The organism is Thermanaeromonas sp. DSM 22490, assembly GCF_056378755.1.
This window is the reverse complement of the sequence record NZ_JBJHHE010000008.1, coordinates 84,528-106,348: the sequence shown is the minus strand read 5'-3', so window position 1 is coordinate 106,348 and position 21,821 is coordinate 84,528. Positions and strand designations below refer to the sequence as shown.

Sequence of the window (21,821 nt, the reverse complement as noted above, 5' to 3'; positions counted from 1 at the left end):
TAAACATCACCTATTATTTATCTCGTGTTTTCGACTGCAATTAGCCTTGATTTAAGGGGTTTATCACATCACTTTTAATAAGCGGATTTATAGTATCACCCAGCCCAGCCATAGCCAAAGTGAATTGTTAAAAATTTTGGGCCTTCCACTTCCACCTAAAATTTTAACCCTCAGGTAACTATTAAGAGTCCAACAAAGGGGTTGTCGTGACAACTGTCCCTATGGACCCCTTGATTTTAAAAGGGCCCTGTCAAAGTTGGGATATAATAAACATAGAGGCGCGAAAATGGAAAAAGATAACTCCTTAATAATGCCGTGGAGTTTAAAAAGAAAGGATTTAGTATGGCGGAGGACCGACTAAGGTATGTTGTTCCAGCACCTTAAGGCAGGGAAACTGAGCTGGTATGCCATAGTAGCGATGTTAGGATACGCCGCCCTATACCTGGTAGCAAGAGCTAATTATTTGTTATATCATGCCCTGGTAGAACTTTTTAGCGTAGTAGTAGCCGGTATGATTTTTACCGTTTCCTATGTTACAAGGCAGCACGAGGGCAATCTTTTCCCCTTTGTACTGGGAATAGGCTACCTTTTTACCGGATTCCTGGACTTGCTGCACACCATAGCCTACAAAGGTATGGGCATATTTGCAGCTACAGGAGCCAACCTGGCTACCCAACTTTGGATTGGTGGCAGGTACTTAGAAGCGGTGGTCTTGCTTACTGCACCTCTGGCGCGCTCGGGCCGGTGGTGGCCGGTTATGGTAGGACTCTACACAATTTATTCTATTTTTCTCCTTCTTAGTGTTTTTGAGTGGGACAATTTTCCTATATGCTATATTGAGGGGGTAGGCCTAACTGCCTATAAAATCTTCTCAGAATATGTAATTATATTATTGCTTGTGGTAGCGCTATATACCTTTCGCCGCAGCCGCTCCTACCTGCCCAGTGTTGTGGTCCGATTTATACCTTATTCGATTCTCACTACAATAATTTCCGAGTTATGCTTCACGCTATATGTCAATGTTTACGATTTGGCTAACTTCGTAGGCCACCTCTTTAAGCTTCTCAGTTACTTGATAGCGTTTTATGGGATAGTCATTCACTGCATTAGAGAACCTTTAGACAACCTGTACCGTTCCCTTTGTCAAGACAGGTTGAGGTTCCAAAACCTAGCTATAACGGATCCCCTTACCGGCCTTATGAACCGGCGCGGGATCGAGCTGGTGCTGAGGGACTTGTGGCAGCAGGTACAGGTAAAGGGCCTAGCTCTAGGATTAGTTCTGGTGGATATCGATCATTTTAAACGGGTCAACGATAGTTACGGGCATAAGGTGGGGGACATAGTGCTGCGGGAACTGGCCAGGCTGATCTTGAGCAATATAAGGGACGGTCAAGATGTGGCGGGCAGGTACGGTGGCGAGGAATTCCTGGTGGCCATAGTTGGTGGCGATGCCCGTACAGTGATTTCAGTGGTTGAACGCCTGCGTAAACAAGTTAAGGAATACGATTTCGCCACCTCTTTAGGGAAAGGCATTAGTATTACTGTAAGCGCCGGAATAGCTATGAGCAGCGACTATCAGAGCCTAGAAGAGGCATTAGAGAATGCAGATAGGGCACTGTACCGGGCCAAAGAGCTAGGCCGCGACAGGACGGAGGTGGCCTGATTGGCTGACGGGATGGCAATTTCGCCGGTTTATTCTTCAATTATCGGTGCCATAGCGCTTTTTATAGCTTCCGGGTATGTTTATTGGTCCGAAGGCCGGCAGCCTTACGCTTTGGTTTGGGCCCTGGCATGGGGTGTGTATATCCTGAGGTTTGTGGCGGAAGAGATATTTCTGTATAGTGCTCAGCCCATGGCCAGGCTTTTATTACATAACTTGCTACTCCTTAACGCCTTTTTTTTGCTTAGCGGAACTCTGCTTTTAATTCAAGATTCCAACCTCCGCTGGCGCTGGCTAAGAATTAGGCAAGCGGGCGCAACGGTAGTTGTGCTGACGTATATTTTATTTCGCTGGCCCATAGTACAGGATATGTTGGTTTTTATTGTTACTGGGCTATCTAACGTGATCAGCGGGGGCTTACTGCTAAGAGATAAATCGGCACGCCCCCCTTTGCGTTTGGCAGGATGGATTTTAATTATTTGGGGTGCCCATAAGCTGGATTATGTACCTGTGCACCTTTATTTTCCGAGCCTAGTGCCTCATGGTTATCTATTGGGCGGTGCCTTATCTCTTCTCCTAGCGGGGTGCCTTTTCGCCCTGCCTATAGATGCGGCCAGGGAACGTCAGGTGCAGAGTCTCAAAGATGTAGTCTTTTTAATCGCGGCTACACTGGAAGCTCGCGATACCTACACCGCAAATCACTCCCACAGAGTGGCTTTATTGGCCAGGGAAGTGGCTTTAGGGTTAGAAATTCCACCCTCAGATTGCGAGCAGATATATTTTGCTGGACTCTTACACGATATTGGCAAGGTCGCAGTTAGTGAAAGCATTCTCCATAAGCCAGGTCACTTAAGTAGCGAGGAATATGCACAGATAAAGCAGCATCCGATTATTGCCGCTCAGATTTTGGCTAGGGCGGAACACGTATTTGCTAAAGTTATCCCGGCTGTCCGCCATCACCATGAACGGTGGGATGGGAAGGGGTATCCAGATGGCTTAATGGGGGACAATATTCCCCTGGGGGCGCGGATTCTGGCGGTAGCTGACGCTCTGGATGCGATAGTTTCTGACCGGCCTTATCGACCGGGGCGTACTGCTGAGGAAGCTCTAGAAGAAATAATAAAGTGCGCGGGTACGCAGTTTTGTCCTCAAGCGGTCGCAAGCCTTCTAAAGTACTGGATAAAAATAAAAAATCTTCTTTAGGGTTTTGGCCGGGAATATGCCGATAATGCCTCTAAACTAAATCGGCAAAAGATTTTAGTCTCCTTCGCCCTTGACAGATTATATACAAGATCGTTAAATGCTGATTAGGCCAGACGTGTTATATCAAAAATTGTTTTAATAGGGGGCAAGTCTTTACCTTGAGCTACGATGTGGTGGTTTGCGGTGCCGGCCCGGCCGGAGCTGCGGCAGCCAGAGAATTAGCCCGGGAAGGGGTTAAGGTCTTACTCTGTGAAAAACAAAAAATACCGCGTTACAAACCTTGTGGTGGGGGCCTGACAGGAAAGACCTGGGAGGAACTGGAGCCAGGTTGGGAAGAACTAATAGAGGATACTGCCTGTCGGGTTATTTTCTATCACCGGGAGGAGAAGCCTATAGAAGTAGCCTTTGACCGGCCGGTAGTCAAATTAGTCATGCGCGACCGTTTAGACCAGCTGCTGGTAGAGGGGGCTGCTGCTGCCGGCGCTGAAGTGCGCGATGGTTGCAAAATAGAAGGTGTGGTAGAAGAAGAGGAGCAGGTTAGGGTATACACGGGGCAAGAGGTTTTGCTGGCGAAGGCGGTTATAGGGGCCGACGGAGCTAGAAGCCTGGTAGCCAGCCAGCTTCCATTCCGGCCGTCGCGGGCTTTGGGGGTGGCGTTAGAGTGTGAGCTGCCAGTGCCTCCAACGGTTTTAGAACAGTACCGCCATAGTTTGCTTCTAAGTTACGGCAACATAGCTAACGGTTATGGCTGGGTCTTCCCTAAAGGTGACCACTTGTCCGTAGGTATCGGTTCCTTTAGCCGTAAGGTTAAAGGTCTTAAAGCCCTCTTCCGGCAATTCTGTCAGAGGCTGGGCCTCCCTTTGTCCCCGGCAGCCCGCTATCGGGCAGCAGTTATCCCTTCGGCACTTCCAGGAGAGTCCCTTTTGCATACCTCACGGGGATTGCTGGCAGGTGACGCCGCTGGTCTGGTGGATCCTTTCTCCGGGGAAGGCATCTACTACGCCTTGAAAAGCGGCCGCCTGGCGGCTAAAGCGATCATATCCTTTCTGCAAGGAGCTGGTGATTTACAAAGGTATTCCGAAGCTGTGCAGAAGGAACTGCTGCTGTCCCTTAACTATGCTGGCCGCATCGCTAAAGTGGTTTATTCTTTAACCCCGGTGGTACACCGCCTGGTGCGGGCCAATCCCGAAGTGGCCCGCCGTCTGGTAGAAGTTCTGTTCGGGAGCCAAACTTATCCGGAGCTATGGCAGTATTTAAGGGCCAGATACCGGATTTTCCGGTAGGAGGGTTAGTCTGGCACCAACCAGGTTAAAAAAAGGGCCAAAGGTCTTATTACCACCAGGGCAGCCAGGGAAGAAAAAAGGTTAAACAGGGTGTGAAAGTGGGCCACCTGGCGCGCCGGATCGGCAGAAAGGAAAGATAAAAGGGGAATAACCGGGGATAAAAAAGGCAGGAGAATTAAGGCGCCGCTGACATTGAGGAGAAGGTGGGCCAGGGCTGTACGTTTAGCTGCCCGGGAGGAAAAGAGGGCTGCTAGGAGAGCTGTTATGCAAGTACCTATATTGGCACCCAGTACCAGCACCAGGGCTCCTGAGAGGGGAAGCACACCCTGGGAGGCGAGCACCATAGCCATGCCGGTTACTACGCTGCTGGAATGAAAAAAGGCTGTGAGCATGGTGCCGGCCAGCAAGGCCTGCCAGGAGGAGGTGCCCATGGCGCTTAAGAAACCAGGAAGAGTGGTTCCTCGTTGGAAGGGTGCCAGGGCGGCACTCATAAGGTTAAGGCTATAAAAAATGAGGCCACACCCCAGTAAGGTCATCCCGGCAGGCCGGGAGTGACGGTGAAGAGTAAGGGCGCTGCCTAAACCCAGGGTGGGAAGGGCCAGAACTTGTAAGTCTAAGGCCAAAAGCTGAACCGTAACACAGGTGCCCACATTGGCGCCCAACACAATACTGAGGCTCTGGTAAAAGGTAAGGGCACCGCCGTCCACGAGGCCGACGGCCAGAACGGTTATAGCTGTGCTGGATTGAACCAAGGCCGTGGCTATGGTACCCCACAAAAAACCCTTTACCGGGGTGCTGGTGGCCCGGCGAAGAATCCTTGGTAGCCAGCCGTGGCTTGAGTGCCATAGTCCTCTCCGCAGGAGCTGGACACCTAATAAGAGTAAGGCTGTACCTGCGGTAAATTTAACCAGAGATTTAAACATTTTACCCCCACCGTAAAAATGTACGGCCGGGGTTTTTTATTTAGACCCAATATTTTTTGCAGGAAAAAGAGGATTTTGGCCATTGAAAAAGAATAAAAGTTACAAGTTTATTCTAGCACTTGTTCTCAGGATGCCGGTCCGGTAATTGTACTTTAGGAGCATAAATCATTATACCTGGGAAAGAGGTGAAGAGGGTGGAACCCTTGGAATTGTCAGCTGCCCTGGTGCGGGATAAGGAGCTTAGGGCACGGGTGGAGAAAAATAGTGGCGTGGACCTCCGGGATTGTTACCAGTGCGGGAAATGCTCCGCAGGTTGCCCCATGGCCTTCGCTATGGACTACACGCCCCGCCAGATCATTCGCCTGTTGCAGCTGGGTGTGGGCCAGGAGGCTCTCAAGAGCCATACCATCTGGCTCTGTGCCCACTGCCAGGCCTGCTATACCCGTTGCCCTAAAGAGGTGGACCTGCCCCGCCTCATGGAGGCTCTGCGGCAGGAAGCTGTACGGGCTGGCCTGGTGAGCGAGAAAAAAGTGCATCTTTTTGACCGGGCTTTCCTAAGCTCCGTGGAGCGCTACGGCCGGGTGCACGAGATGGGTTTGGTGGTGCAGTTCAATTTGCAGTCAGGCCAGCCCATGAAAGATGTGGGGTTGGCGCCCTCCTTGTTCTTGCATGGCAAGATTAATCCCTTTCCGGTCCGCATCAAGGATAACGGCGCTGTAAAGGCAATTTTTGAGCGGGTCCGGGCCCGAGGAGGTGCTAAACATTGAAATATGCTTATTATCCGGGGTGCTCCCTTCATGCTACGGCAGTAGAGTACAATCTTTCGGCTAAGATTGTGGCCAAACATTTAGGGGTGGAATTATGGGAGATACCTGAATGGAACTGCTGCGGCGCCTCGGCGGCCCACAATACTGACCACTTGCTTTCCCTGGCCTTGCCGGCCAGAAATCTAGCCCTGGCGGAAAAGGAAGGCTTGGATGTAGCCGTGCCTTGCGCCGCCTGCTTTAACAGGCTGAAGGCGGCCCGAGCTGCTGTTCGAGAATCCGAGGAAATGAGGGAGACCATCGAAGAAATTATCGGGATGGAGTACAAAGGCCAAAGGGAAGTGCGCGCCTTTTTAGATATCATGGTTAATGAAGTAGGGCTTAAGAAAATCCAGGATATGGTGACTCGGCCCTTAACTAACCTTAAAGTAGCGGCCTACTACGGTTGTCTCTTGGTAAGGCCTCCGAAACTAACCGCTTTTGATGATCCCGAAAATCCTATGACCATGGACCGGCTGGTGGAAGCGCTGGGAGGTGCAGCGGTACCCTGGGCCGGCAAAACTGAATGCTGCAGCGCCAGCCTGGCTACCTCGCGGACGGACATCGGCGTTAGGCCCATTTTCCGCATCCTCCGCCAGGCTAAGCTAGAGGGGGCGGATTGTGTGGTAGTAGCCTGTCCCTTATGTTTCCTTAATTTGGATATGCGTCAGGCTGAAGCGGAACGGTGCTTCCAGGAGAAACTGGGTTTACCTATATTTTACTTTACTGAGCTCATGGGTGTGGCTTTGGGATATGCGCCCAGGGATTTGGGGTTGACCAAGCACTTTGTTAATCCCTTACCCTTACTGGAAGCTAAGGAGATCCTGCGGCATCCCGCCACAAGGAGGGAGACAGCGTGAAACGCGTAGGGGTTTTTGTCTGCCACTGCGGTACCAATATTGCCTCAGTGGTAGATGTAAAACGAGTGGCAGAAGCGGCCAAGAGTTTTTCCGGAGTAGTTTTTGCTACCGATTACCAGTATATGTGTTCCGACCCCGGGCAGGAGCTCATCCGTAAGGCCATCAAGGAACACCGGCTGAACCGGGTGGTGGTGGCTTCCTGCTCTCCCCGGTTGCATGAACCCACCTTTCGCAAGACAGTAGAGAGCGCGGGCCTGAACCCGTATCTCTTCGAGATGGCCAATATACGGGAACAGTGCGCGTGGGTTCATGCCAAAGATAAAGAAGGCGCTACCGTCAAGGCCATTGACTTGGTGCGGATGGCAGTGGCCAAAGCCTGCCGCAATTATCCTCTAGAGGCTTCCAGCATCCCCATCACCAAGCGTGCTCTGGTGATAGGAGCTGGTATAGCCGGTATGCAAGCAGCCCTGGATATTGCGGATACCGGTTACGAGGTTGTCCTGCTGGACCGGGAACCGACCATAGGCGGCAATATGGTCAAGCTGGACAAGACCTTTCCTACCCTGGACTGTTCGGCTTGAATAAGTACGCCTAAAATGGTTGCTGCGGCGCAGCACCCTCAAATTAAGCTCATGACTTACGCGGAAGTGGAGAAGGTAGCCGGTTATGTGGGCAACTTTGAGGTTACCATTCGGAAAAAGGCGCGTTCAGTAGATGCCAGCAAATGCACCGGCTGCGGCACCTGTTGGGAGAAGTGTCCCACCAAAGTAGATAGCGAATTTGACCTTGGACTGGGCAAACGCAAGGCTATCTACGTACCTTTCCCGCAGGCGGTGCCGGCCGTACCGGTGATTGACCGGGAGCACTGCCGCCAGTTTACCAAGGGGAAGTGCGGTGTCTGTCAAAAAGTGTGCCCCGCCCAGGCCATCGACTATGCACAGGAAGATGAAATTGTAACCGAAAAGTTTGGGGCCATTGTGGTGGCTACCGGCTATGAACTTTTCCCCTGGGAGGAGGTCTACGGAGAATACGGTTACGGCCAGTATCCCGATGTTATTACCAGCATGCATTTCGAGAGATTAAACAATGCTTCAGGCCCCACGGGGGGCAAGATTATACGTCCTTCGGACGGGAAGGAGCCCAAGACCGTAGTCTTCGTCAAGTGTGTGGGTTCGCGGGACGAGGCTAAAGGCAAAAGCTACTGTTCCCGAACCTGTTGCATGTATACGGCCAAACATGCTCACCAGGTGCTGGAGAAGATACCGGACGGTCAGGCCATTGTTTTCTACATGGATGTGCGCACTCCCGGTAAGGCTTATGAAGAATTTTTCCAGCGCTCGGTGCATGAAGGGGCTGTATATGTGAGGGGACGGGTAAGCCGCATCTACCCCGAAGGCGACAAGCTTATAGTTTGCGGTGAGGATACCTTGCTGGGACGGCAGGTAACAGTAGCTGCTGACCTGGTGGTGCTGGCCACCGCCATGGTGCCCAGCCGCGGCTGGGACAGCCTGGCCAAGATGGTGGGCTTAAGTACCGATAAGGATGGTTTCTTCCAGGAAGCCCATCCCAAACTGCGGCCGGTGGAAACCTTTACGGCTGGTGTATTCCTGGCTGGTGCCTGCCAGGGGCCCAAGGATATACCGGATACTGTAGCCCAGGCCAGTGCGGCTGCTGCCAAGGTGTGCCAGCTCTTTGCCAAGGATGAAATGGCTACTGATCCCATGATTTCGGTGGTAGATGAGAGCTTATGTTCCGGTTGTGCCATGTGCCAGCCCATCTGCCCCTATAAAGCTATCGAGATGAAGACCATTACCGAAAAGGTGGCCGGTAAGATAATCAGCCGTCAGGTAGCCAGCGTCAACAGCGGCCTGTGCCAGGGCTGCGGCGCTTGTACGGTCGCTTGCCGGTCCAGCGCCCTGAACCTCAAGGGCTTTACCAATGAGCAGATACTGGCGGAGGTGGATGCCGCATGTCTGTAGTCCAGGAAGCTAGCAGTTGGGAGCCCAAGATTGTGGCCTTTTGCTGCCACTGGTGCGCTTATGCCGGGGCCGACCTGGCGGGTTTAAATCGCCTGCAGTACCCGGCTAACGTCCGGGTGGTGCGGGTACCCTGTTCGGGCCGGGTTAATCCCCAGTTTGTCCTGCGGGCTTTCCAGCGCGGGGCGGACGGCGTGCTGGTGGCCGGTTGACACCCCGGCGACTGCCACTATGTTAGTGGCAATTATTTCACCCGCCGCCGTTTCCTCCTGATGCAGCGGGTGCTAGAATATATGGGTATCGAACCCCAACGTTTCCAAGCTCGTTGGGTTTCAGGCTCCGAAGGTCCCCGGTTTGCCGAGATCATTACCCAGCTCACCGAAGAGGTTCGCGCTCTGGGGCCTAACAGGAAGTTGAGGGATGAAGTATGAATAGCATAACGGAAAGAATGCGAGCTATAGCCAGGGATCTTCTGGAAAAGGGAGAGGTTAAATACGTCATCGGTTGGGAAAAGGGAACCCTGTGGTACCACTCCCCGCCGGTTTTTATTGACCGGCCGGAGCAGGTGGAACGCTTGATCTGGGATGATTTTTGCAGCAACAACCTGGCCAAATACCTGCTAGACGATAAGCACCTGGAAGGGAAAGTAGCCCTCTTTGTAAAAGGGTGCGACGCCCGAGGGATTAACCGCCTCTTGCAGGACCGCCAGATCGAGCGGGGGAAGGTGTACCTTATAGGCATCGCCTGCCCGGGCGTGCGGGATAAGTGTCAGGCTAAGGGGAAGGGGCCGGAAAGCCTGGCCGACATACCCCTAGAAGAAAAATGTCGTTTCTGCAGCTATCCGGAGCCGGTGGTCTACGATGAGTTAATTGCCGGTGAAGATAAGCTGCCGGGCCGAGGGGAAGCCCGGTACTTGCGCTTTGACGAGGTGAAGAGGCTGGAAGCTTTAAGCCCGGATGAGCGCTACGAATTTTGGGCCCGTCAGTATGACCGCTGCCTGCGCTGCTACGCCTGCCGGAATGTCTGCCCGGCTTGCAACTGCCGGGAGTGCATTTTTGACCGCAGCCAATCTGGCTGGTGCGCGAAAAGGATGGTGCGCAGTGAAAACGAGTTTTTCGGCATCACCCGGGCTATGCACGTAGCCGGCCGGTGTATCGAGTGCGGCGAGTGTGAACGGGTGTGTCCCATGGGTATCCCCATCATGAGTCTCAACAAAAAGATCATTAAAGATTTGAACGAGCTTTTCGGGGAATATGAAGCCGGCCTGGACACGGAAACCCCGCCGCCTCTAGGCACCTACCGGCTGGACGACCCCGAGGAGTTCTTATAAAAGGGAGGTGCTGCGATGCTAAAAATCACTAAGGATAAAATGCCCCAGCTCCTCACTGCCTGGGCGGAAGGGGCGTCCGTCTATGTTCCCCAAGAGGTTGATGGCATCAGCACCTTCCGCATCTGGCATGGTACAGGAGAGATTAAGCTGGGCCAGGGAAACGTGGTAGTGCCGCCCAAGGATCTGTTTTTCCCGCGGACCGAAGAGATGTACCGCTATCAGGTGCAGGGGCAGTCTGCTACCTTGCAAGAACTGCCTCCCCAAGAGGAAAAGCGAGTGCTGGTGGGGGTGCGCTCTTGCGATGCCCGGAGCTTCCTCTTGATGGATGATGTGTTTTTGACCAAGGGCTATGTAGATGAATTCTACCGGCAACGCCGGGAAAACACTTTGGTGGTGGCTCTGGCCTGCCGGGAAGCCCAGGATACCTGCTTTTGCACTTCCTTCGGAATCGACCCCGGCAGGGCCGAGGGAGTAGATGTGCAAGCCTGGGAGGTCGAAGACGGGTTTCTATTGGAGGCGGCCACCGAGGCGGGTCAAAAACTCCTGGAGAAGGGTCAGGGTTTGCTGGTAGAGGTGCAAGATGGGCTGCCTCCGGCAGCGCGGCCGGCCCTGATGGTAGACGTGGAAGGCGTAACGGAGAAGCTGCAGTCCATGTTTGAACACCCCTTTTGGGCGGACCTCTGCCGGAAGTGCCTGGGCTGCGGGCTTTGTACGTACCTGTGCCCGACCTGTCACTGCTTTGACATCCAGAGCGAGAACCGGGGTGACCAGGGGTTCAAATTCCGGTGCTGGGATTCCTGCATGTTTTCGGAATATACCCGTATGGCCGGCGGCCACAACCCCCGGCCCTCCAAAAAAGAGCGGGTGCGCAACCGTTTCTTGCACAAGCTCCAGTATTTTCCCGAGCGCTATGGTAAGCTGGCTTGTGTGGGCTGCGGCCGCTGTCTGGAGCGCTGCCCGGTACACATGGATATAACTCGGATTATCCGGGCCATAAAGGAGGTGGCCTTGGATGGCTGAAATTAATCGGTCTAATCCGCTAGTACCCCAATTGGGACAGATAATAAAAATTGTCGAGGAAACGCCGGATGTGAAGACCTTCCATATAACCACCGAGCAGGGTAAACCCTTTACTCCTATGCCGGGCCAGCTGGCCATGTTGTCTTTGCTGGACGTAGGAGAAGCTATGTTTTCTATCACCTCTCAGGGTCCGGAACACCTGGAGATAGCCATCAAGCGGGTGGGCATGCTGACGGAGGCTCTGCACGAGGCAGAAGTGGGCCAGACGGTGGGTATTCGCGGACCTTACGGCAACGGCTTTCCGCTGGATATGTTTTACGGCAGGGATATCCTGTTTATTGCCGGCGGCATTGGCCTGGCGCCGGTGCGCTCCCTCATCAACTACTGTATTGAAAACCGGGAGAAATTTGGCCACTTGTGGATTATCTACGGTGCCCGTTCGCCGGCCGATCTCTGCTTTAAGGCGGACCTCTTCGACAACTGGCCTAAGGCAGAGAATTGCCGGGTGGATGTGACAGTGGATAAAGGCGATGAAAATTGGAAAGGCCACGAGGGATTTGTTCCTGCCTTTGTGGAAAAGCTAAATCCATCGCCGGAAGGCAAGGTGGCCGTGACCTGTGGCCCGCCCATTATGATCAAGTTTGTCCTGCAGACTCTGGAGAAACTGGGTTATAAGGATGACCAGATTGTCACCACTTTGGAGATGCGGATGAAGTGCGGTATTGGCAAGTGCGGCCGGTGCAATATAGGCAGTCGTTATGTATGCCTGGATGGCCCGGTCTTTACCCTGGCCCAGCTAAAACAACTGCCCAATGAATATTAAATGGGGAGGATTTCAAGGTGAACATTCCCGCTCACTTGCATTATTCCAAGGATCACGAGTGGATTGAAGTGGAGGGCAACCGCGCCAGGATCGGCATTACCGATTATGCCCAACAATCCCTAGGGGATATTGTCTTTGTAGAACTGCCCCAGGTGGGAGATGAATTTACCGCTCAGGATAGCTTCGGGGTGGTAGAATCCGTAAAGTCAGCCTCGGATGTTTATACACCCGTTTCTGGCAGAGTGGTAGCCGTTAACCAGGCGCTCCTGGATAGCCCCCAACTCATCAATAGTGATCCCTATGGCCAGGGATGGCTTATAGAGATCGAAATGAGCGATCCGTCCGAAGTAGAAGGTCTTCTAGACGCGGAAAGCTACCGGCAACTCATCGAAGAATAGGAGTGGTCTTTAAAGTGGGAGAGGGGAAGGGGGCGGACTACCATATCCATGGTCTGGCCCATGTGGGTCCGCCCCACACCAAGGAGAAGTTGTGGCCCTATGTAGAAGCGGCTAGGGAAGCAGGATTAGAGGAGATAGGCTTTGCCGAACATGACCGCTATCTTTACGGTCTGGACTTCAGCGTCTTTGACGAACTGGAGCGGTTGACCTCCTTGAGGGTCAGGCGGGGGTTGGAAGTGAGCTTTCGCCCGGAGAGGAGCGATCTCAAGGATATAGTGGCCATGCCCTGGGATTATCTTATCGGATCGGTCCATGATATTGGGGCTTGGGCTTTTGATGCTCCCGGCCAAGAACTTTATTTTGGCGATTGGGACATAGACGAGCTGTACCTCACCTATTTCGACTTGGTGGCTCGTGCGGCCCATACCGGCTTTTTCCAGATCATTGGCCACCTGGACTTGATCAAAATCTACGGTGACCGTTCCCGACGGCCGGTGGCGGAACTGGCCGAGCCGGCCTTAAGGGCTATAGCCAGAGCAGGCGCTGCGGTAGAGGTCAATACTGCCGGCCTGTTTAAACCTGTAGGGGAAATTTATCCTTGTCGGGACTTACTTAAGCGTTGCTTTGAATTAGGGATTCCCGTAACTATTGGGTCAGACGCCCATGCTCCTGAGGAGGTGGGCAGGGCCAGGGCCCAAGCGGTAGCCCTGCTCCGCAGTGTCGGTTATACCCGGGTGGCCACTTTCAGGCAGCGTAAGTTGGAACTCGTACCACTAGATTGACGCAGGGAGGGCTCGGTGGACAGGGAAGTTTATCTTGACGTCAAAGTATACAAGCCTTATGATTAAAATGAAGCCAGGGAGGAAAAAGATAGATTCTCGCGGTCTAGGGGAGTAGCCGCCGAAGTATCCTTCGGTACCAGGTTCCGTCAGCACGGCTAATTTTATGCCCGGGACTGGTATAAAGCGCGAGACCTTCACCGCCCGGAAAAGAGGGTGGGGGGGGTCTTTTTTGTTTGCAATTTTTAAAAACTCAAAGAGGGAGGAGGAACTGCTATTTTAGACGTAGTACTGCTCATACTCAGTTTAGGTGTCATTCTCTTGGGCGCTGAAGTGTTCACTAACGGAGTGGAATGGCTGGGCAAAAAGCTTAACTTAGGAGAAGGGGCTGTGGGGAGTATACTCGCCGCTGTAGGTACTGCCCTCCCAGAGAGCATGATCCCGGTAGTAGCCATCCTTCTAGGGGGAGGTCACGCGGGAGAAGAAGTAGGTATTGGAGCGATCCTGGGGGCACCTTTTATGCTCAGCACCCTGGCCTTCTTTATTACGGGTTTGGCCGTGATCTTTTGCCGCGGCCGGCGGCCCGATTACCCGCGCATGCGAGTGAATACCAAGATCATGGGCCGGGACCTGGGGTTCTTTTTGATTGTTTACGCGGTGGCTATTTTAGCCGCCCTTCTGGGAAAACATATCTGGAAACAGATAGTAGCCATCTTCCTGGTCATAGCCTACGCCGTTTATGCTTATCTAACCGTAACTAAAGAAAATGGTAACAACGAAGAGGAAGAGCTGCATCCCCTTTATTTCGCTCGCAAGTCAGAAGACCCGACCCTGGGAATTGTTTTGCTCCAGGTGATTGTAGCGCTGGGATTGATTATAGGTGGAGCCAAGATTTTTGTAGCCGGTGTAGAACACTTATCAAGGCTCCTAGGCGTACCGGCTTTCGTCTTAGCTTTGATCATAGCTCCCATTGCTACGGAATTGCCCGAGAAGTTTAACAGCATTATTTGGATAGGCCGGGGCAAAGACACTTTGGCCTTGGGCAATATTACCGGAGCCATGGTTTTCCAGAGCTCGCTTTTGCCAGCCTTAGGCATCACCATGACCAGTTGGGAGTTGACCACCGGGGCTATGATCAGCGCCGCTCTGGCTATCCTTTCGGCAGGGCTGGTATTCCTGCAGATTAGCTATAAGAAATATCTTACACCTTATACTCTGATGAGCGGCGGCGCTTTTTATGGCGTTTTTATTATCCTAGTATTCGGGGGCATTATCCGCTGATAATCGAATATTTGCTAATTTTTGGAAAGATGGGCCCGGAATTTTTTCCGGGCTTTTTACTTAAGCATCAACTAGCAACACTTTTTTATATGGAATATTTTATGAAATAAAAGCCTAAGGAGTGGAAACCCATGGCTAGGGTAGTAGTAGTGGGAGGCGGTTGGGGAGGTTGTGCGGCGGCCTGGGCCGCGCGGCGAGCAGGTGCCGAGGTCATCCTGCTGGAACGCACTGATATGCTGCTGGGCACCGGCCTGGTAGGGGGTATTATGCGCAATAACGGCCGTTATACGGCAACCGAGGAAATGATGGCCTTGGGTGCCGGGGAACTTTTAGGGATAACTGACCGGGTGGCCAGGCACCGCGGAGTTAATTTTAGCGGGCACCGGCATGCTACTCTCTATGATGTGAATTTGGTTGAACCGGCAGTCAAGGCCACCCTCCTTAAAATGGGGATAATAATCAAATGCCAGGCCAGGGTACGCAAGGCACAGGTGCGAGGAGAGCAAGTGCGTTCGGTAGAGACAGATAAAGGGGAAGAAATTACTGGCGATGTATTTATTGATGCCACCGGCACAGCAGGGCCCCCGGCTAACTGCCGCCGCTACGGGAATGGTTGCGTTATGTGCATTTACCGCTGCCCTACTTTTGGAGGGCGTATAAGCCTTAGCGCTTTAGCCGGTGCAGAAGAGTATGCGGTCCTGCGGAGGGGAGGAGGCCTGGGCGCTATCAGCGGCTCCTGCAAGTTGTATAAGGGGTCGCTAGCACCTGAAGTGTTGCAGGAGCTGGAGAGTAAAGGTGTAGTATCTTTGACCCTGCCCACTCACCTGGCCGGCAAAAAAGAGCTGTTGCAACGTAAAGCCTGCCAGCAATATAACTTGGAGGAGTACGCGGCCAAAGTTATTTTACTGGATACCGGTCAGGCCAAACTCATGTCGCCCTTTTTTCCCCTGGAAGACTTGCGCCAGGTAGAAGGCCTGGAAAATGCCCGCTATGAAGATCCCTATGCCGGAGGTATGGGCAATTCGATTCGCTTTTTGGCCATGGTTCCCAGAGAAGATACTATGCGAGTTAAATTCCTGGATAATGTTTTTTGTGCAGGGGAAAAAGCGGGTCCCCTGGTAGGCCATACCGAGGCCATTTGTACAGGGATCTTAGCCGGTCATAACGCAGTGCGTTACCTGGCCAACCGGGAGTTGCTAGTTTTATCTCCTCGCCTGGCTGTAGGCGATCTTATCACTTACTCACGGCAGCAGGTGGAAAAAGGTGATGGCCTCTACCAGGCATTTACTTTCTCGGGCTCTGTATACTGGGATCGTATGCAGCAGTTAGGGTTGTATACCACTGATCATAGAAGTATAAGGGAAAGGGTGGCTGCTGTCGGCCTACTAAACATCTTTGCCCAGCAAATCTTATGAAGGGAAAGAGGAGTATTCAGCGAATATTTTAAGGGAAAGCGCAAGCCAACACACTAATTTTCAAATAAGGTGATATTATGAAAGGCACTGCCAGGCGTATGACCAAACAAAAGAAGACCATATTAGAAATCTTACGCAGTACTACTTCCCACCCCACAGCCGACTGGATTTATGCTCAGGCGCGTAAAGTCCTGCCTGATATCAGCCTGGGGACGGTGTACCGCAATTTAAATGTTCTAAAAGAAGACGGTGAAATTATGGAGCTTAATTACGGCAGCACCTATAGCCGCTATGATGGCAACCCTCAGAACCACTATCATTTTGTCTGCGTAAGCTGCGGGCGTGTTAGTGATGTGGATATGCCGGTTCTGGCGGAGCTAGAAAAAAGGGCTGAAAAAGCAGGTGCAGGAGAGGTACTTTACCACAGGTTGGAGTTTTACGGTTTATGTCCAGATTGTAGTCAAGCCCAAAAACCTTCCTAAGCTGCTTGAGGAGGGATTAAGGCCGGGGATAGATTGCCGAGAATACAAAATAGAAGGAAAATAAGGAAGGGAGGCGCAGCCGGTGGAGAGGGAGTCCGTCAAAATCGAGGCCGAAACAGTGGACGAAGCTATTAAACGCGCTGCCAGTTTACTTAAGGCTACACCGGGTGAGATAGAGGTTGAGGTTTTAGATGAGGGGAGCAGGGGATTGTTGGGCTTGCACCGCCGGCCGGCAGTGATTTTAGCCCGCCTGAAGGCAATAGGCGAAGAGGAGAGCGAGGGAGGAAGAGATGAAGGCGAAGGGCTGCTCAGACCTGACCTGGAAACAGGAGGATATGGGTGGATTAAGGATGGTAAGCTTTTCCTAAAGGGCACAACATCGGTTACTATTGTTCCCACTCCCCACTTTGAGCTTTATGTCAACGGCCAACTAGTAGGAGGAGAAGTTCAAGTAACGGCCCAGGACAGGATAGAGATTCAATCCCGAGAAGAGATAGAGAAGGGTAGCTGGCAGTTACTGCTTAAAGAGGAGGGCTTGACGGCGGCTCTTTTCCTGCTTCCCGGCAGGAAGCGCACTTGGAAACTCCTGGACCAGCTCCCTGCCAGCAGGTTAGAGTTAAAAGGGGAAGTTTTAGAAGAGCCTTTACCACCCGTTACCTGGGAGGACTTGCAGGAGGAGTTAAAAAGGAAAAATATTGTCCATGGCCTGGATCACGAAGCTTTGAGGGAAGCTTGCCAACGTGTGGAGCCAGGGGAGGTAGTCATCGCTCGAGGTAAAGCACCGCGCCCGCCGGAGGATGGTTGGATAGAGTACCTGTTTGATTTAAGAGAAACGAAGTGGAGGGAAGTAGGAGAGGAGGAAAGGGTTGACTACCGCGAGCTGGTGGAACGTTCTTCGGTAGCGGCCGGCGAGGTCCTGGCCATCAAACACCCGCCGCAACCTGGAGAGCCTGGTCTGGCGGTTACTGGAGAACCTTTGCCACCTCCGCCGCCCAAGGATGTTCTATTAACAGCGGGCAAGGGGGTAGTCTTAAGTGAGGATGGGCAGCGCTGTATAGCTGCCATCGAAGGCCGGCCCAGGGTCACCAATCGTGGCACCAAGGTAATAATTGAAGTGACGCCTGTACTGGTTCACCAGGGCGACGTAAACTTGGCTTCCGGAAATCTGAAATTTAAGGGCAGTATTATCATTAGTGGCAGTGTCACGGAGACTATGGCGGTTGTAGCCAGCCAGGATGTAGAGGTTAAGGGAGATGTGACCCAGGCCACCATCCGGGCTGGCGGCTCTATTGTGGTGAGGCGCAATGTAATCAGTAGTACCCTGGTGGCCGGAGATACCGGTTGTTTGCTGGTAAATATGGCCCCGCTCTTTGACGACCTGAGCACACAATTGGGGCAACTACTCCAGGCCTTAAGGCAACTGCAGGCTTGTGTCGAACATAAAGATGGTTATCTGATTAACGTTCTGATAGAAAATAAGTTCAAGAAGCTGCCAGACTTGATATCTAAACTTGAAGACTTATCCAAGAATATTAAGGATGGTCCAGAGGAAGAAAAACTAGTACAATTGATTCACGACCTGTTCCAGGCTTTTCGCTCCCCTGCTTCCAGGCAGAATTTGACTCAATCTGAGTTAAAGGAACTGCTTCATGCTGTGGAGGACATGGCTTTGTATTGCAGGGAAATGCGCGCAGAGGGCGGTCACGTAACAGCTAATTATACTTTAAACAGTAGAATTCAAGCCCAGGGAAATGTGAAGATCGTGGGACGCGGCTGCTTTAATACAGAAATAGTAGCCGGGGGTAATATAGAGATTAATGGAGTTTTCCGCGCCGGCAACCTTTATGCCGAAGGTAATGTTTATATCCAGGAGATGGGCTCGAGCGGCGGAGCCAAGACCCTGGCCAGAGTGGCCGAAGGGAGGATAATTAAGGTTGGTAAAATATGGCCTAATTGTGCGCTGCAAATAGGTAAACGTATACGCCAAATCGATACAGAAGAAAACCGAGTTATGGCTTATCTCAATAGTGAAGGGGAGTTGAACTTAGGGATCTTTTAAAAGGGCCGGAACAAGTAGGGGGGTCGTATACCAAAGTGAAAGAAACCTGGATGTATCTGAAGCAGATACCCCTTTTTGCCGATCTTAACGAGGAGGAATTAAAAAAGATTGCTGATTTAGCTATAACCAAACGGTACCGGAAAAATATGTATATTTTCCTGGAGGGTGAGCCAGGAACAGCCTTCTATTTTGTCAAATCAGGCACCATCAAATTGTTTCAGGTATTGGAGGACGGGCGAGAAAAAATCTTGCACTTTGTGCGGGAAGGTGATATTTTTGCCGAAGTGGTCCTTTTTGATGGGGGACCCTATCCGGCCACAGCTCAAACCATGGAGGATACTGAAGTGGGTTGTATAAGCAATGAAGATATGGAAGAACTGTTGCGCCGGAATGGGGAAATGGCAGTAAAGATTCTAAAAGTTATGAGCCGCCGGCTAAGGCAGGCTCAGAACCACATCAGGGATTTGGCCCTTAAAGGGGCTTATGGACGGCTGGCCAGCGCTTTATTGAATTTAGCCGAGGAATATGGGAAAGATAAAGGGGGGAACGTACTCATCGATTTAGGCTTGAGCCAGCAGGAGCTTGCCAATCTTATAGGTACTTCTCGCGAAACAGTGGCCCGTATCTTAAGCGAGTTTAGACGCCTGGGGGCTATCCGGATAGATAAGCAACGCATTACCATCGTTGATCCTGAACAACTTAAGGACTGGGTATAAGCATTTAGACCCTTTAAATCAGCTATCCGGGCCGCGAAAACTACGTTTTGACCTCAAGCTCTTGCGAAAATGCGCCAAGGTATTATAAAATTAAAAGCACATAAGCCCAGGTTTGAAGGAGCTTAAGGAGGTTTGCCTATGAATTATGACAAGGAAGCTGGCACCTACGGCGATCTCGCCCAGGAGACCTGGCTTGAGCGCTTACAATGGCTGGGCATCAGGGTGGAGAAAGTAGAAGAAGAAGCTTAATAAAACATCCAGCGCTGGCCCCGGTAACGGGGTTTTTTATTTTTATGTTCTGTTGTATAATGTACTCCTGGGGGGTATAATTTTTGGAACGGATAAAGGTGCTAATAGCCGATGATGAACCACGCCTGCGCCATTTAGTCCGTCTTTATCTGGAACGGGAAGGCATGGCGGTGGAAGAAGCTGAGACAGGGCGCCAGGCACTGGAGAAAATATCCTCGGGGAATTTTGATCTCCTGATCCTTGACATCATGATGCCGGATGGCGACGGCTGGACTGTTTGTAAAGAAATACGCAAGAAGGCAGACCTACCCATTATTATGCTGACAGCCCTGGGGGAAGAGCTGGACCGCCTTTTGGGTTTTGAACTCGGGGCCGATGATTATGTGGTAAAACCTTTTAGTCCCCGTGAACTGGTGGCCCGGGTAAAGGCCCTTTTGAGGCGCAGTAGAGTGAACCGGGATCACCGGGAATGTCTAAAATTTCCAGACTTGGAGATTGATGTATCTGCCCGGGAAGTACGAGTAGAGGGAAAGCTGATTAATCTTACACCTAAAGAATTTGAGCTGCTCCTTTTTTTGGCTCGCCATCCAGGTCAGGCCATGAGCCGGGAGAAAATATTGGAACAGGTATGGGGCTACGATTTCTATGGCGATCTGCGAACGGTGGACACTCATATTAAGAACTTACGCGAGAAATTAGGCCGCGAGCGCGGGCAGCGTTATATAACTACGGTGTGGGGTGTGGGCTACAAATTTGAAACCAATGGGAAGTGAAGGTATGATCTGGCGGAGTATTACAGGCAAGCTGTGGCTGATTCTGGTTTCACTGGTATTGGTAAGCCTCCTTACAGTAGGTATTTTTTTGGACCGCTTGTTAGAAAGTTTTTATTATCGGCAAAAAAGCCTGGAACTTTTGGAAAAAGGTAATCTCCTGGCCGGAGCCTTATCCGATACGGCGAAGAGGGGTTACCTCCTCCGGCAGGTTGATATTTTAGGGGATGTAGCGGGCGCGGGTGTTATGATTATTGATAGTGAGGGACTTATTATTTCCTGTAGTAGCAGCAAAATGATGGGCGGGGGCCACGGCCCGGAAATGATGCTTTGGGGCTGGCCAGCGGCGGGAATGCATCTGGGTACGGAGGAAGAGCGAGAAGTGCTGGCCGGCAAGACAGTGGTTACCCGCGGTTACCATCCCGGCTTCAGCACAGTCATGCTGACCGTAGCCGTACCTATTAAAGTGGGGGATGAGGTTGTGGGCGCTGTGCTCTTATATTCCCCCCAGGCTTCCATGAGCGAAGCAGTGGCAGCCATGCGCCGGCTCATTTTCTTTGCCGGTGTGGCTGCTATAGGTGTGGCTACTGTGCTAGCCTTTTTTGTCTCCCGCAGGGTGTCGCGACCTCTCCTGGCCATGGATAGGGTAGCCAGGCAAATGGCAGCCGGGGATTTCAGCGGCCAGGTGGAAGTAACTTCGAATGACGAAGTGGGTACCTTAGCCCAGAGTTTTAATTATTTATCTCAGGAGCTCAAGCGAACTATCTCAGCTTTGTCTCAGGAGAAAGAAAAGCTTAATCGGGTAGTAAGCGGCATGACTGATGGAGTTCTGGCCTTTGATGCTCAAGGCCGCGTGATGTTTTTCAATCCCCAGGCGGAGAAACTGTTAGGGCTGGACTTGGCGGTGGGGCACTGTGTGCCCGACGAATTGTTGGAGAATAGCCAGGTGGAAGGAGGGAGAGAAGTTACAGAAAGGGAGATAGAATGGAAGGGCAAAGTATTAGCCGTGCGGGCAGCAGCCTTGAGGGTTGAGGGGCCAGAGGGGGGCGGTACAGTCGCCCTTTTTCAAGATGTTACGGGAAAAAAGAAAGTGGAACAGCTCCGCCGGGAATTTTTAGCCAGCGTATCCCACGAGCTGAGAACCCCTTTAAGTTTTATTCAGGGTTATGCCGAAGCCATGGCTGATGGTCTGGCTAGGGGCGAGGCGGAGCAACAGGAATATGCTAGCATTATTTTGGAGGAAGCAGGTCGTTTGCGGCGGTTAGTGGATGATTTATTGGATTTGAATAAAATGGCAGCCGGTCAACTGGCTCTGGACAAGGAAGAGCTGGATGTGGGAGAACTGGTACGCCGCGTAGCCCGTAAGTTTCATGCGGTTTTGGCCGAGCGGGGGATTGCCTTTAAGGTGGCTTTAGAGCCCGAAGAGCTACCTCGTATCTACGGCGATGCCGGGCGCCTGGAGCAGGTACTGGTTAATCTCCTGGATAATGCCGGTCGCTATACTCCCTCTGGCGGCCAAGTATCCCTCGAGGTTAAATCCGAGGGTGAAGAAGTAGTATTTAGTGTAAGAGATACGGGGCAGGGTATACCCCAGGACGAATTGCCTTATATCTGGGAACGCTTTTATAGAGTAGATAAATCCCGCTCCCGCCGCGACGGGGGTAGCGGCTTGGGGCTGGCCATCGTACGTCATCTGGTGTTAGCTCACGGGGGTCGTGTGGAAGTGGAAAGCGCTGTGGGCCAGGGCAGCACCTTTAGGGTGTATTTGCCAGTTTATAGAGGGCCATAGCG

20 protein-coding genes are annotated in these 21,821 nt (G+C 52.1%); 19 read left to right on the top strand and 1 reads right to left on the bottom strand.

Annotation, left to right across the window (positions count from 1 at the left end; translation table 11 throughout):
• Positions 1 to 364: 364 nt before the first annotated feature.
• The 3 genes from AC1BI1_RS07405 (at position 365) to AC1BI1_RS07395 (ending at position 4,146) form a co-directional block, all read left to right on the top strand.
• Positions 365 to 1,663 carry a sensor domain-containing diguanylate cyclase gene (locus AC1BI1_RS07405; protein ID WP_476716647.1) on the top strand — a complete coding sequence of 433 codons (1,299 nt, stop codon included), beginning with the start codon at positions 365 to 367 and terminating at the stop codon, positions 1,661 to 1,663.
• The gene (locus AC1BI1_RS07400) at positions 1,664 to 2,863 is read left to right on the top strand and encodes an HD-GYP domain-containing protein (protein ID WP_476716646.1); all 1,200 of its coding nucleotides are present in this window, start codon (positions 1,664 to 1,666) and stop codon (positions 2,861 to 2,863) included.
• Between the two features lie 158 nt (positions 2,864 to 3,021).
• Positions 3,022 to 4,146, top strand: coding sequence for a geranylgeranyl reductase family protein (locus tag AC1BI1_RS07395; RefSeq protein ID WP_476716645.1), 1,125 nt, complete (start codon positions 3,022 to 3,024; stop codon positions 4,144 to 4,146).
• Positions 4,147 to 4,151: 5 nt separating this feature from the next.
• Here the strand turns inward: AC1BI1_RS07395 and AC1BI1_RS07390 are convergent, their stop codons facing one another.
• On the bottom strand, positions 4,152 to 5,069 hold the full coding sequence (locus AC1BI1_RS07390; protein ID WP_476716644.1) for a Na/Pi cotransporter family protein: 918 nt from the start codon (positions 5,067 to 5,069) through the stop codon (positions 4,152 to 4,154).
• 194 nt (positions 5,070 to 5,263) lie between these two features.
• Here AC1BI1_RS07390 and AC1BI1_RS07385 point away from each other — a divergent pair, with 194 nt between their 5' ends.
• From AC1BI1_RS07385 to AC1BI1_RS07310, 16 genes are all read left to right on the top strand, one after another.
• Positions 5,264 to 5,836: a 4Fe-4S dicluster domain-containing protein gene (locus tag AC1BI1_RS07385; RefSeq protein WP_476716643.1), complete on the top strand. Its 573-nt coding sequence runs from the start codon at positions 5,264 to 5,266 to the stop codon at positions 5,834 to 5,836.
• Positions 5,833 to 6,732 carry a CoB--CoM heterodisulfide reductase iron-sulfur subunit B family protein gene (locus tag AC1BI1_RS07380; protein ID WP_476716642.1) on the top strand — a complete coding sequence of 300 codons (900 nt, stop codon included), beginning with the start codon at positions 5,833 to 5,835 and terminating at the stop codon, positions 6,730 to 6,732. The genes AC1BI1_RS07385 and AC1BI1_RS07380 overlap by 4 nt, the downstream gene beginning before the upstream one ends.
• Positions 6,729 to 8,711 (top strand): 4Fe-4S binding protein, encoded by a 1,983-nt coding sequence (locus AC1BI1_RS07375; RefSeq protein ID WP_476716641.1) that lies wholly within the window; start codon positions 6,729 to 6,731, stop codon positions 8,709 to 8,711. The genes AC1BI1_RS07380 and AC1BI1_RS07375 overlap by 4 nt, the downstream gene beginning before the upstream one ends.
• Positions 8,702 to 9,139 (top strand): hydrogenase iron-sulfur subunit, encoded by a 438-nt coding sequence (locus tag AC1BI1_RS07370; protein ID WP_476716640.1) that lies wholly within the window; start codon positions 8,702 to 8,704, stop codon positions 9,137 to 9,139. The genes AC1BI1_RS07375 and AC1BI1_RS07370 overlap by 10 nt, the downstream gene beginning before the upstream one ends.
• Positions 9,136 to 10,038, top strand: coding sequence for a 4Fe-4S dicluster domain-containing protein (locus AC1BI1_RS07365; RefSeq protein ID WP_476716639.1), 903 nt, complete (start codon positions 9,136 to 9,138; stop codon positions 10,036 to 10,038). The genes AC1BI1_RS07370 and AC1BI1_RS07365 overlap by 4 nt, the downstream gene beginning before the upstream one ends.
• Positions 10,039 to 10,053: 15 nt before the next feature.
• Positions 10,054 to 11,058 carry a 4Fe-4S dicluster domain-containing protein gene (locus AC1BI1_RS07360; protein WP_476716638.1) on the top strand — a complete coding sequence of 335 codons (1,005 nt, stop codon included), beginning with the start codon at positions 10,054 to 10,056 and terminating at the stop codon, positions 11,056 to 11,058.
• Positions 11,051 to 11,881 (top strand): FAD/NAD(P)-binding protein, encoded by an 831-nt coding sequence (locus AC1BI1_RS07355; RefSeq protein ID WP_476716637.1) that lies wholly within the window; start codon positions 11,051 to 11,053, stop codon positions 11,879 to 11,881. The genes AC1BI1_RS07360 and AC1BI1_RS07355 overlap by 8 nt, the downstream gene beginning before the upstream one ends.
• 17 nt (positions 11,882 to 11,898) lie before the next feature.
• A complete protein-coding gene (gcvH, locus tag AC1BI1_RS07350) occupies positions 11,899 to 12,279 on the top strand; it encodes a glycine cleavage system protein GcvH (protein ID WP_476716636.1) in 381 nt (126 codons plus the stop codon).
• Positions 12,280 to 12,293: 14 nt separating this feature from the next.
• On the top strand, positions 12,294 to 13,061 hold the full coding sequence (locus AC1BI1_RS07345) for a histidinol-phosphatase HisJ family protein (protein ID WP_476716635.1): 768 nt from the start codon (positions 12,294 to 12,296) through the stop codon (positions 13,059 to 13,061).
• Between the two features lie 273 nt (positions 13,062 to 13,334).
• Complete coding sequence (locus tag AC1BI1_RS07340; protein WP_476716653.1) at positions 13,335 to 14,339, top strand: sodium:calcium antiporter; 1,005 nt, start codon at positions 13,335 to 13,337, stop codon at positions 14,337 to 14,339.
• Between the two features lie 131 nt (positions 14,340 to 14,470).
• Entirely contained in the window at positions 14,471 to 15,754 is a 1,284-nt protein-coding gene (locus AC1BI1_RS07335) for an FAD-dependent oxidoreductase (protein WP_476716634.1), read from the top strand.
• A 77-nt stretch (positions 15,755 to 15,831) separates the two neighbouring features.
• Positions 15,832 to 16,236: a Fur family transcriptional regulator gene (locus AC1BI1_RS07330; protein WP_476716633.1), complete on the top strand. Its 405-nt coding sequence runs from the start codon at positions 15,832 to 15,834 to the stop codon at positions 16,234 to 16,236.
• An 82-nt stretch (positions 16,237 to 16,318) separates the two neighbouring features.
• Complete coding sequence (locus tag AC1BI1_RS07325; RefSeq protein WP_476716632.1) at positions 16,319 to 18,295, top strand: flagellar assembly protein A; 1,977 nt, start codon at positions 16,319 to 16,321, stop codon at positions 18,293 to 18,295.
• Between the two features lie 35 nt (positions 18,296 to 18,330).
• A complete protein-coding gene (locus AC1BI1_RS07320; protein WP_476716631.1) occupies positions 18,331 to 19,011 on the top strand; it encodes a Crp/Fnr family transcriptional regulator in 681 nt (226 codons plus the stop codon).
• A gap of 332 nt (positions 19,012 to 19,343) precedes the next feature.
• Complete coding sequence (locus AC1BI1_RS07315; protein WP_476716630.1) at positions 19,344 to 20,033, top strand: response regulator transcription factor; 690 nt, start codon at positions 19,344 to 19,346, stop codon at positions 20,031 to 20,033.
• Between the two features lie 4 nt (positions 20,034 to 20,037).
• Entirely contained in the window at positions 20,038 to 21,819 is a 1,782-nt protein-coding gene (locus AC1BI1_RS07310; RefSeq protein WP_476716629.1) for an ATP-binding protein, read from the top strand.
• Positions 21,820 to 21,821 lie beyond the last annotated feature (2 nt).

Bases quoted from the DNA above. Each gene is read 5' to 3' on its own strand.
- AC1BI1_RS07335 (WP_476716634.1), top strand. From the start codon at position 14,471: ATGGCTAGGGTAGTAGTAGTGGGAGGCGGTTGGGGAGGTTGTGCGGCG.
- AC1BI1_RS07360 (WP_476716638.1), top strand. From the start codon at position 10,054: ATGCTAAAAATCACTAAGGATAAAATGCCCCAGCTCCTCACTGCCTGG.
- AC1BI1_RS07365 (WP_476716639.1), top strand. From the start codon at position 9,136: ATGAATAGCATAACGGAAAGAATGCGAGCTATAGCCAGGGATCTTCTG.
- AC1BI1_RS07355 (WP_476716637.1), top strand. From the start codon at position 11,051: ATGGCTGAAATTAATCGGTCTAATCCGCTAGTACCCCAATTGGGACAG.
- AC1BI1_RS07330 (WP_476716633.1), top strand. From the start codon at position 15,832: ATGAAAGGCACTGCCAGGCGTATGACCAAACAAAAGAAGACCATATTA.
- AC1BI1_RS07390 (WP_476716644.1), bottom strand. From the start codon at position 5,069: ATGTTTAAATCTCTGGTTAAATTTACCGCAGGTACAGCCTTACTCTTA.
- AC1BI1_RS07405 (WP_476716647.1), top strand. From the start codon at position 365: ATGTTGTTCCAGCACCTTAAGGCAGGGAAACTGAGCTGGTATGCCATA.
- AC1BI1_RS07310 (WP_476716629.1), top strand. From the start codon at position 20,038: ATGATCTGGCGGAGTATTACAGGCAAGCTGTGGCTGATTCTGGTTTCA.